Source organism: Microcoleus sp. B3-A4, from assembly GCF_036705385.1.
Taxonomy (GTDB): domain Bacteria; phylum Cyanobacteriota; class Cyanobacteriia; order Cyanobacteriales; family Microcoleaceae; genus Microcoleus.
Window position 1 is genome coordinate 20,294 of the sequence record NZ_JAUBUI010000074.1, and the last position, 8,983, is coordinate 29,276.

At 45.1% G+C, this 8,983-nt stretch carries 3 protein-coding genes; all 3 read left to right on the forward strand.

Annotated features, from left to right (window positions below; genetic code table 11):
• The first annotated feature begins 19 nt into the window (after positions 1-19).
• A complete protein-coding gene (locus QUB33_RS22950; RefSeq protein WP_333354740.1) occupies positions 20-922 on the forward strand; it encodes a peptidoglycan-binding protein in 903 nt (300 codons plus the stop codon).
• Between the two features lie 151 nt (positions 923-1,073).
• Entirely contained in the window at positions 1,074-3,194 is a 2,121-nt protein-coding gene (locus QUB33_RS22955; RefSeq protein ID WP_333354743.1) for a caspase family protein, read from the forward strand.
• Between the two features lie 252 nt (positions 3,195-3,446).
• Entirely contained in the window at positions 3,447-8,285 is a 4,839-nt protein-coding gene (locus QUB33_RS22960; RefSeq protein ID WP_333354747.1) for an nSTAND1 domain-containing NTPase, read from the forward strand.
• The last annotated feature ends 698 nt before the right edge of the window (positions 8,286-8,983 follow it).

Sequence of the window (8,983 nt, forward strand, 5' to 3'; positions counted from 1 at the left end):
AAACAGATTGGAGAAAACCATGACTGAATCAAGCGAGCTTCTCTTTAATCAACCTGTAATTGTCGAAGCCTGTGAAGAATTTGTCCAACGGGATATGTTGGAAATTAAAGGCAGTTTTCCCGGATTGCTCAAAGATGCACCCATGTCTTCGACGGCGGTGGTCAATGGCTTATCCCAGCAGTTGATATATCAACTCCAACTGATTGTGCCAGATGCCTTTGTCAGTTTTGATGACCTCAATGTAGACTTGCTGGATGCAGCCTTTCCCTATGTACAAGCCCCTGCAAAACAGGCACTCCAGAGAGCGATTCAAGATCGAGGTCAAACTATGCAGGTGAACTCTGCCTACCGCACGATCGCTCAGCAAATGTTGCTGTATAATGCTCGCTTCAACAACTCTAATCCTGTAGCTCCACCGGGAGCCAGCAACCACCAAACTGGGTTAGCGATCGATATTGAAGATGCAACAGGCTGGGAAGTTTATTTGATGCGGTATGGCTGGAATCCATTACCAGGCGATCCACCTCACTTCGACTACCAAGGCGGCGGCACGATCGATCTTCGCAGCAAATCAATCCTCGCATTTCAGCAGCTTTGGAATCAGAATCATCCTAATGAAAGGATTAGCGAAGATGGCGGTTTTGGTCCTCAAACCGAGAATGCACTTAATCTCTCTCCTGCTCCAGGGTTTCCTAAAGCGCCGTGGAATGACAAACCCAGAACGTTGCGCTTGACGATCCCCCGAATGGAAGGTTCGGATGTACTCAAGCTTCAGGAAGGCTTGAAAAAAGCTGGGATTGTAGTTGGGGCTGATGGTGAATTTGGGCCAGCAACAGATAAAGCTGTCAAGGAATTTCAGCAGAAGAAGGGTTTGAAGCCAGACGGAATGGTCGCTATCAAAACCCGCGAACAAATGGCTTGACTTGTTTGCGAGCTAGTTAACAAAATCTGGAACGGAAAGATACATTGCTGAATATGCTGAGTTTTCTGAAGAGCTATAACTTACGGCTCCAGAACTCGGCAGATCTGCAACTCTCTGAATTAGACAAAGATACTGGAGCAATGAATTAAAAATGGCTGACAAACCCGATAAAAAACTGAATTTTTACGCCTTATTAATAGGTATTGACTACTACCTACCCAATCGGTTGTACAAGAATCTTAAAGGAGCCGTGCGTGATATTAACCTTGTAGCAAGCTACCTCTCCCAGACACTGAAGATTCCATCAGAACGGATTTTCAGGCTGACTTCTCCAAATCCTGAAGTCGCAGAAACGATCGGAACCAAAGACTCGGAACCAACTTATGAAAATATTGTGGCGAAGTTTAATGCCATTACAGAAATAGCACAACCAGGAGAGCAAGTATATATTTACTACTCCGGACATGGAGGACGGGCGACAACCATCTATCCAGAGCTAAGGGGGGGGGCTGACCAATATGATGAAGGTATTGTACCAATGGATGTTGGCGATCGCGAGGGTCGCTACCTGCGGGATGTGGAGTTGACGACGCTCTTGAAGCGGATGACGGACAAAGGGTTGATTGTCACAGTTATTATCGATAGCTGTCACTCTGGAGGAGCAACCCGAGGCGATGCTGCTATCCGAGCAGGAGATGGAATCGACACAGCACACCGAGACAAGGAAAGCTCGGTTGCTCCGCTTGAGGAGTTGATTGCAAACTGGAAGGCTCAAACTGGAGGACTAGATGGTGACATTGCATGGATTCCGCCAGCAAACAATTACCTTCTTTTGGCAGCCTGCCGCCCCAATGAGTATGCCTACGAGTATGCGTTTGACGGCAAGGAGCGACATGGAGCGCTGACCTACTGGCTAATTCAGACTCTGGCGACCAGTTCCCCAGGATTGAGTTTCAGAAAGCTGTACGAGCGCGTTTGCGCTCAAATTCAGAGTAAGTTTCCCCAACAGTTACCCATGTTAGTCGGTGACGGCACGCGCGCCGTGTTTGGGAACGACAACTTACCCCATCACTACAGCGTGATTGTTAGCAGTGTAGATTCCAACCAAAAGCAAATCACCCTGAATGCTGGGTTAGCTCAAGGACTCAGTAGTGGTACTAGATTTGCTATCTACCCCCTGAATGCAACAGATTTTTCCAATAGGCAACAGCAACTGGCGATTGTTGAAATTTTAGAGGTTCAAGCTTCAAAATCAGTGGCTAAAGTTTTAGAACCTCAAGAGGGAGGCATTGAGGTTGGAGAAGAGAGCAAAATCGAACCAGGCGCTCCTGCTGTCCTGGTAGCTGCACCCGTCGATCTTGTGCGTCGAGTCCTCTTGTTAGATAACAAAGAAGCAGGTGATAAGGAGCATCAATTACCAGCCGAGTTAGTTGACAAACAACAGGAAGCTTTAGAGAAAGTTCGGCAAGCTTTGACAGGGAATGGTTGGGTTGTTGAAGTGAAAGCAGGCGACACTCTCAAGTCTCACTATCAAGTGGCGGTTGGTCGAGATGGCGAGTACGAAGTTTCTAGTGAAACTCCTTTCACAAACTTAGGAATCCCCCTAAAAATTGATGATTTACTTGCGGAAAATGCTCTCGTTAAACGCTTAGTTCATTTGTCTAAATATCAGGCAGTTCAATCTCTTGACAATCCGGATTCAGAACTTACTACATATGTCGAATTTGAATTGTTAGATGTAAACCGTAAACCTTTTGCAGATCCCAGCAATATTGTGATAAAAAAGGGTGAATCAATGGTCTTGCGGATCAAAAATACTTCGTCTCAACCCCTGAATATTGCGATCTTAGACCTTGACTCGACTTGGGCGATCTATAAATTCTCTATCAAAAGAAACGAAGACATATTTTATCCCCTTGATAGTAAAGAAGAGATTTACGATACCGTGAATACTGAATTGCCAGATGGCGAAGCCTACAAACAAGCGAAAGAAACGCTCAAGTTGTTTGCAACTCGCGGTATCGCCCAATTCGACTGGCTTACCTTACCTGCTCTCCATGAAGATTTAGGTCAAAAAGGAAATCTTGACGAAGAGCTTGAGAACGTAGTCAATAAAAAGGGTTTAGGGATTAACCCTCTCAACCAGCTATTAGGTACTATTGGTGCCGATCTTGAGAATCCGCCACCAGAAGGTCGTAGAGTGCGCTCTAAACCGAATCCGAATGCTGAGTGGGTAACGAAGCAGGTGACATTCACTCTCACTCAATCATAGCTTGGAAATCGGGCTGTAGAATGACTGAGAGTTTGAGGTGGCTAAATTTAAGCCAACGAGTTCAGGTCAGTGACTGCAAACCCTAACAAAACATTTAGAAGCGGGACTTGCAGTTACTTTGAATCCCGATCGCAATCTCACTAGGTGTGGCGGCGACAAGCTTGGGGCATCAGGTTTGATGCCCTTAATCAGGTGAGAGCGCCCGTATCCGAGTAGCGAGCTTGATAAAAAATATTCAGTGGAGGTAGACCCGTGACTTGGGAATATAACAAAACGAACTTCGATCGCAATTTAGCTGTCGTTATCGGTATTGATCGTTATAAAAACCATCCTCAAATTCACCGTCTGAGAACACCAGTCAACGATGCTAAGGCGCTTGCCGATGTGTTAGAAAAGTACGAGTATAAACCTGAAAATGTCATTCGTCTGTTAGACGAAGCCGCCACACTGACAGGACTCCAAACGCTACTTAATGATACTCTTCCTAATCAACTCAAGCCGACGAAAGGCGATCGCCTCATTTTCTACTTTGCGGGTCATGGCATTCCCCGCAACAGTCAAGATGGTCCAAAAGGATATCTAGTCCCACAGGATGCAGACTGGCAGAAAGAAGGCTCTTTTTTAGCCATGTCTGAGGTGTACGAGGCACTAAGCAAACTGGAGTGTCATCATTTGCTGGTCATTCTGGACTGTTGTTTTGCTGGAACGTTTCGCTGGGCAGGTCGCCGGAAAATCATTCCGATTCTGGAAACCGTTCGGCGGGAACACTACGATCGCTTCATTCGCTATCCAGCATGGCAGGTGATGACTTCGGCGGCGCACGACCAAGAAGCGTTAGATGTGGCTAAATTGGCCCAGGACAAGCGCGGTGCAGTTGCAGATGAAAAGCAGGAACTGCATTCTCCGTTTGCGCTAGCACTGCTGTCGGGATTGGGCGAAAACAAAGCCGACTTGATCCCGGATGGCGTAATTACTGCTCACGAACTGTATGTGTATCTAGAACAGCAGGTCAGCAAGTTCTCTGGCGAACGTCAAAGACCTGGAATCTATCCCATGAGGCTAGAGTATGACAGAGGAGAGTTTGTGTTCACTAGACCTGGATTCACGTCCTCTCAACTTAAGCCTGCGCCACTCCTCAACGAGAGCAATAATCCTTATCGCGGGTTGGCATCGTTTGATGAAAAACACGCCCACTTCTTCTTCGGTCGAATGATATTAGTTGAAGAACTCCAGCGTTGCCTCTCTCAACCCAATCGTTCTCTCACGGTGGTTTTGGGAGCTTCTGGTTCCGGTAAATCCAGTCTAGTTAAAGCAGGATTGATTCCTGATTTGAGGCAGGAATCAAAATGGTACATCCTCGATCCAATGCGTCCGGATCGGTTTCCATTTACAGCTCTAGCACGAGCCATTTTGCCCATCGCTAAACCGGAACTAATCGAGCAACTCTCTCAATTGAGTTTTCTAGACGAAGTGTTCAAACCCAAGGATAAAAACAATCAAGATGATAGTGACGAACCAACGGATGCAGTGTTTGTCAAACTAGCAGAATCTTGGAACAGTGCAACGCCAGAAGCTAAACTTTTGCTGATTGCAGATTACTTCCAGCAGCTCCAGAAATTGTGCCGGAATTCCCAAGAAGAGAAACAGTTTTCGCAGCTTTATCGCGCAATTTTTGAAAAGCTAGAATCTCTGAGTAATAGACTACAAAATGAACCCCAACACCTCACCAGTCTTATTAAAAAGTGGAGTGATAGTCATCCTAATGCCAAATTACTGTTAACAATCGATCAGTTTGAAGAGTTGATTACGATGAGCCAGGAGAGCAAAACAGAAACTCACGGCGGTGACGAGACACCTGATGAACGTGCTGCTGAAGCTCAACCTTGGCTGCCGTTTTTGCAGGTGCTGAGAGAGGCAATTGTCCAATGTTCCCAGCAGTTGCATATTGTGCTGACACTACGCTCAGACTTTGAACCGCGTTTTCTTTCCTCACCGCTTTCGACTTACTGGAAAGATGCCCGATTCCCCGTGCGGGCGATGAATTTGGATGAGTTGCGACAGGCGATCGAAGGACCCGCCCTGAAGCAAGCGTTGTATTTTGAGCCACCGGAGTTGGTGGGCAAGTTGATTGATGAGGTGGGGCAGATGCCGGGAGCCTTGCCGTTGCTCTCGTTTACCTTGAGTGAACTGTATATCAAACTGTACGATCGTTGGACGAAGGATAATGCAAGCGATCGGGCTTTGCGAATCAAGGACTATGAGGAACTCGGCGGAGTGGCAGGAGCGCTGACTCGTCGGGCAACAGAGGAGTATGACAACCTTGTGAGAAAGTTTGGCGAAGAATCGGGCAAGGCATACCAAGCAACGATGCGACGGGTGATGCTGCGGATGGTGGTGATCGAAGGGGGAGGAGTTGCACGGCGACGGGTGCCGGAGCCTGAATTAGCCTACTCCGATGCCGAGGAAAGCAAACGAGTAGAATATGTGGTTGATCGACTGGTTGAGGCTCGCCTGCTGGTGAAGGGACAGGAAGCAGGAACAGTTTACGTGGAGCCAGCGCACGATTTTCTAGTGCGGGGTTGGGATCAATTACAAAAATGGATTAAGAACCAGCAAGACGATTTAGCCCTGCAACAACGGTTAACTGTCGCAGCAAATGACTGGCATAATAAAAACGAACAGGAAAAAGAACACAAAACGCTGCTCAATATTTTGAGACAAGCAGAAACCTTTTTTATCTGCAAAGTTCAGGATTGGCGACTCGATCGAGAACGTCGCAAACAACGAAAAGCAGAGTCTTCTAAACGTTCCCGTGAAAAGTCTGTTCAGTACCTTTGGGACGACGATCCTCGCTTAGAACAGCTAAAGCGAATTCTCATTGGCAACAACTGGTTCAATCGTACAGAGGACAGTTTTGTAAGGGAAAGTTTGATTGAACAACGGAGAAATTCTTACAGACTCATTGAGATTGTCACGGCAGTAGGAGTTGGACTGGTCGGTTTGACGATCGCTGCACTGTATCAAGCTGAAGTATCATCGTTGCGGGAAAAAGCTGCTAGGGCACAACTTTCATTATCCAGTGGCTCACCTATGGATGGGCTAATTTTAGCTATTCAGGCAACTGGAGAGAGCCAGGATAGGTTGAAGCAGGTTGTGCCTCAGCTACAAAGTGTTTTACCTGAGGCAATCCATACAGTACGAGAACGCAACATTCTACGGGGACATCAAGGGTGGGTCATTTCTGTTGCGATAAGTCATGATGGCAAATATATTGCCACTGGTAGTCAAGACCAAACTGTGCGGTTATGGTCTATTGAAGGTAAGTTACTCAATACCTTCAAAGGTCATCAAGGATGGGTGAATTCAGTGAATTTTAGTCCTGACGGCAAATATATTGCCACTGGTAGTCAAGATAAAACCGTGCGTTTATGGTCTATTAAAGGTAAGTTACTCAATACCTTCAAAGGTCATCAACAAGAGGTATATTCAGTAAATTTTAGTCCTGATGGCAAATATATTGCCACTGGTAGTCAAGACCAAACTGTGCATTTATGGTCTAGTGAAGGTAAGTTACTCAAGACCTTCAAAGGTCATCAAAAAGGAGTTCGTTCAGTAGCTTTTAGTCCGGATGGCAAATCTATTGTTAGTGGTAGTGAAGACAATACTGTGCGGTTATGGTCTCTTGAAGGTAAATTACTAAATACCCTTAAAGGACATCAGGGTCCGGTTTTATCAGTCAGTTTTAGCCCCAGTAGTCGATACCTGCTCAGCGGTAGTATTGACCGAACTGTAAGATTATGGTCGATCAAAGGTGAGTTACTTGATACAAGGTCTGAGCATGAAGATCAAGTCGCCTCAGTTTCCTTTAGCCCTAACGGGCAATACGTCATTAGTAGCAGTTTTGATAATTCAATTCGTTTATGGAATTTTATAAATGGATCTCTAGTAGAACTAGCTACTCTGAGAGGACACGAGAGGGAAGTCCTTGCAACAGCATTTACCCCCAGCGGTCAATTTATTGTTAGTGGCAGCGGAGATCAAACTGTACGAGTGTGGTCTACCGATGGACAACCAAATAAATTGCTAAAAAAAACTGAAGATGAGCCAGGAAAAATCCTATCAATTGCTTTTAGTCCTGATGGCAAATATATCGCTAGTGGCAATTACAATTCTACCCTACGATTGTGGACTATTCAGGGGGACTCACTCCCTCTCCTTCCAGGACACAAAGACTTTATATCCTCAGTTGCTTTTAGCCCAAATGGTAAATATGTTATCAGTGGTAGTTGGGATAATACAATTCGTGTTTGGTCTATACAGGATGGTTGGATAACTACCTTAAAGCAACCTGACAAGGTTCTATCAGTTGCATTTAGCCCCGATGGAAAATACATTATTAGTGGCAGTGCAGATAAGAATGTATACTTGTGGTCTCTCGAAAGAAATCAGGGTAAATTATTATCTATCTTTAAGGGACATAAGTTACCAGTTAACTCAGTTGCCTATAGTCCTAATGGAAAATATATTGTCAGTGGCAGCGACGATAAGACAGTTCGATTATGGTCTGCTGAGGGAAAGTTGTTAAAAATCCTGGAAGGACATTCGGCAAGAATTTACTCTGTCGCCTTTAGTCCTGATAGTCGATACATCGTGAGTGGTAGCATTGACTCTACAATTCGATCATGGTCTATAAAAGGTGAGCTACTTAATACTCTTAGAGGGCATCGGGGTTGGGTTTACTCAGTTGCTTTTAGCCCTGACGGGAAACAGATTGTCAGTGGCGGTCAGGACGGGACAGTACAGTTATGGTCTTTCGACAGTAACAACGAAAGCAAGAATGAACTACAAGCAGTTCTCAAAGGACATTTAGGAGAAGTTTACTCGGTAGCCTTTAGCCCCAAGGGTAAGCACATTGTCAGCGGTAGTGACGCTAACGAACTGAGGTTATGGCCTAATAACAACTCGAAAGGATGGCTCCAGACTGCTTGCGATAATGTGCACAATCATCCTATTTTCAAAGAGCCTAAAGGGATAGCACTAGACGCCAAGAACACTTGTTCTCGGAATGCTTGGCGACGGAAGCATTTATAAAGCTGCTACAACCTGTAATAGACGGCTTATGAGATAGAAGGATAAACTGTACAAAAGTTTATCATGTTCGTTGACAAGAGTTTCCGAAATGGTTAGCGACTGCCTTGTATTTAATAGTAGAGCTGAATGAGTTGTTGCTCTGCAAGCTAAAACAGCCCTATTTCTCAAGGAGTCAAATCATGAACACAAAATGGGCATCTTCCCTTAAACTGCTGATCGCAGCTTCTATAGTTGTTAGTTTTTGCACCTACATTTTTGCTTCCCGTGCTATGGCTAAACCAGGTTCGACTCCTATAACATCTGGTGACACCGGTACCCCTAAGAGCGGAAGAAGTGATAGTTCTAGCCTACCTAGATGCACACATCCCGCAAAGCAAACTGCTTGTAGAGGCTAGAACAATCTGCAATTCTAGTGATTTGTAAAGGCTCTATCGAAAAATTTCCATCCTTCTTGAAATTTTAACCAAAAATTAATGGTTTTAACCTGGTAAAATTTGCAATAAGGTAATTTTTGAGGTTGCCTAAAGTTGAAATTATTCTTCATAATTAACCCTCTTCTATTGCTCCTGAAAATTTTATGAGTAGTAGAAGGGGGCTTTTTTGGGATCGGGCAGTATAAACCAATACGGTTTACTTAAGACCGAAAAAGTGATAAACTAGGTATGATGTACAAAAAAGTAAATCAAGTATAGTGCCGT